The sequence below is a fragment of the Psychromarinibacter sediminicola genome (assembly GCF_029168335.1).
Lineage (GTDB): Bacteria > Pseudomonadota > Alphaproteobacteria > Rhodobacterales > Rhodobacteraceae > Psychromarinibacter > Psychromarinibacter sediminicola.
The window spans coordinates 1-2,369 of record NZ_JARGYC010000168.1 but is presented as its reverse complement, the minus strand read 5'-3'; the positions used below and the strand labels follow the sequence as shown (position 1 = coordinate 2,369).

The following is a 2,369-nucleotide window of genomic DNA, read 5'->3' as shown; positions in this document are numbered from 1 at the left end:
TTAAAGGCCACCGGAATATGACCTCTGCACGGGAAGGGCAGTGCCCGCCTGAGACCGGACATAAGCCGAAGAGCGCGGCCCGGCAAGGGGCGACGGGGGCTTGATTTTTGTTCACGAATTGTTCATGAATTCGGACATGCCCGACGATCTGCCTCGCCCCGAGATGAAACCCGGCCAGTTGCTGGCGCGCGGCGTTTGCCGGCATCTTCTGAGCCACGACTTCGTGACGGTGGAGGAGCTGGTGCCGGCGCCGGGCCTGCGCGTCGACGTGATGGCGCTGGGTCCGAAGGGCGAGATCTGGGTCGTGGAGTGCAAGTCGAGCCGCGCGGATTTTCAGACCGACCGCAAGTGGCAGGGCTATCTGGAATGGTGCGACCGCTATTTCTGGGCGGTCGACGAAGCGTTCCCGACCGAGCTTCTGCCGGAAGAAACGGGGCTGATCGTGGCGGATGCCTACGATGCCGAGATCGTGCGGATGGGGCCGGAGACGAAGCTGGCGGGCGCGCGCCGCAAGACGATGCTGCAGAAATTCGCCCGCCACGCGGCGCTGCGCTGGCAGGCGGCGCGCGACCCGGACCTGCCCCTCACCGACCTCTGAGCCGGCGACGATTTTTCGTCGAAAAATCGCGCCCGCCCGCCGGTCACTTCCGCTTGCGCGACGGCCCGCGGGCGCGCGCCGCGGCGGCGCGGATTTCCTCGGCGATGTCCTCGGCCTCGTCGGGCGAGAAATCCATCGGCAGCTCGACCCCGCCGCCCTCGACATAGATGCGCACCATCCCTTCGCTGGTCGGCCCGATCTGCAGGTTGGCCTCGATGTCGCTTTCGGTGTTGATGCCCATGCCCATGCCCTTGCCTCGCATTCGCTTCGCAGGGCGGTAGCGTACCACACGGGGCCGGGCAAGCCAGTCCCGCCTGACGCGGTCGAGCGGGAAGCGCAGCCATTCTGTCCGCAAATCCCCTTGCATTCGAGAAGCGCCGGGGCTAATTCGCCCGGCAGGGCCGCCTTAGCTCAGTTGGTTAGAGCGCTGGATTGTGGATCCAGAGGTCCCCCGTTCGAGCCGGGGAGGCGGTACCATCTTCCGGACGGATCGGTTAGGGCTGGGGCGCATATCGCCGCGACGGGGTCTGGCGTGGACACACTCTTCTTCATCGCGGCCCAACTCGTCGGATATCTGACCCGGCCCGAGACGCTTCTGCTCCTGGTCTTCGTCCTGGCCGCGTGGCTTCTGTGGCGCGGCCGGCGGCGCGGCGCGCTGCGCGCGATGGTGCTGGGGATCGGGGCGATGCTGGCGATCGGGCTTCTGCCGCTGGCGGAGGCCGTGATCGCGCCGCTGGAGCGCGCCTATCCCGTGCGGCCGGACGTCGTGTCGCCGGCCGGGATCGTCGTGCTCGGCGGCGCGCAGGAGACCGAGGTGACGCGGAACTGGGGCCTGCCGAGCCTGAACGGTGCCGGCGACAGGATGGTCGCGGCGCTGATGCTGGCCGAGCGCTTTCCCGAGGCGCGGGTGATCTTCACCGGCGGGGCGGCCGCGCTGACGCCCGAGACGGCCGAGGCGTCCATCGCGCGCGAGATCTTCCTCGGTGCCGGCCTTGCGCCGGATCGGCTGATCCTGGAATCGGAGTCGCGCAACACGACCGAGAACGCAAGGCTGACCCTGCCGCTTCTGCCGGAGGGGGCCGAGGGGCCGTGGATCCTGGTGACCAGCGCCTATCACATGCCGCGCAGCGTCGAGACCTTCTGCGCCGCGGGCTGGCGGTGGCTGGTGCCCTGGCCGGTGGATCACCGCAGCGAGGGCGGCGCGTGGCGCCCCGACTGGCGGCTGGCGCTCAATCTGGACGTGCTGAACCTCGCGGTGAAGGAATGGATCGGACGGATCGCCTATCGCTTGCTCGGGCGGGCGGTGCCGGCCGACGAGGTGCCCGGCTGCCTGGCCGATTAGGGCTGGCGCGCCGGCGCCGGGGAGGCGGTCGCGCGGAACAGCAGGCCGATCCCGCGGCGGGCGCGGCGGGCCCGGCCGAAGCAGCTTTGCAATACGAAGCGAAGCGGGTCGATCTCGGTCATCGCGTCCCCCATGCGTCCATCGGACCGTCGCAGCGCGCATAAGCGATTCGTTTCGAGCTTTTGTGACGGTTCGCGCGATCTCGGCCCCGGGCGGCCCGTGAAATCGGTGATGTCCGGGGGTGTCCAAGGTTGGACGGGGTGCCAAGTCTTTGATATTATTCATGCTACCGCTAACTGTCCGCGCGTCGTCACACTGCACGACACTGGATTTTCCGTGGGACATTTCCACCTGCGTCGCGCGGCGGAACGCCGTGCAGCGCCGCCTCTCGGCGATTGCTCTGCAATCGCCTGTCGGCAGGGCATTTCG

4 protein-coding genes and 1 tRNA gene are annotated in these 2,369 nt (G+C 68.4%); 3 read left to right on the top strand and 2 right to left on the bottom strand.

The window, feature by feature from the left end; genetic code table 11:
• Positions 1–136: 136 nt before the first annotated feature.
• Positions 137–598, top strand: coding sequence for an MmcB family DNA repair protein (locus P1J78_RS24620; RefSeq protein WP_275570015.1), 462 nt, complete (start codon positions 137–139; stop codon positions 596–598).
• 43 nt (positions 599–641) lie between these two features.
• Here P1J78_RS24620 and P1J78_RS24615 read toward each other — a convergent pair whose 3' ends face one another.
• On the bottom strand, positions 642–839 hold the full coding sequence (locus P1J78_RS24615) for a DUF6324 family protein (RefSeq protein ID WP_275570014.1): 198 nt from the start codon (positions 837–839) through the stop codon (positions 642–644).
• 159 nt (positions 840–998) lie between these two features.
• Here P1J78_RS24615 and P1J78_RS24610 point away from each other — a divergent pair.
• Together P1J78_RS24610 and P1J78_RS24605 are read left to right on the top strand one after the other, a co-directional pair.
• Positions 999–1,075, top strand: a tRNA-His gene (locus P1J78_RS24610).
• Positions 1,076–1,130: 55 nt separating this feature from the next.
• A complete protein-coding gene (locus P1J78_RS24605) occupies positions 1,131–1,940 on the top strand; it encodes a YdcF family protein (protein WP_275570013.1) in 810 nt (269 codons plus the stop codon).
• Here the strand turns inward: P1J78_RS24605 and P1J78_RS24600 are convergent.
• Positions 1,937–2,062 carry a hypothetical protein gene (locus P1J78_RS24600; RefSeq protein ID WP_275570012.1) on the bottom strand — a complete coding sequence of 42 codons (126 nt, stop codon included), beginning with the start codon at positions 2,060–2,062 and terminating at the stop codon, positions 1,937–1,939. The genes P1J78_RS24605 and P1J78_RS24600 overlap by 4 nt on opposite strands.
• Between the last annotated feature and the right edge of the window lie 307 nt (positions 2,063–2,369).

Bases quoted from the DNA above. Each gene is read 5' to 3' on its own strand.
- P1J78_RS24620 (WP_275570015.1), top strand. From the start codon at position 137: ATGCCCGACGATCTGCCTCGCCCCGAGATGAAACCCGGCCAGTTGCTG.
- P1J78_RS24615 (WP_275570014.1), bottom strand. From the start codon at position 839: ATGGGCATCAACACCGAAAGCGACATCGAGGCCAACCTGCAGATCGGG.
- P1J78_RS24600 (WP_275570012.1), bottom strand. From the start codon at position 2,062: ATGACCGAGATCGACCCGCTTCGCTTCGTATTGCAAAGCTGCTTCGGC.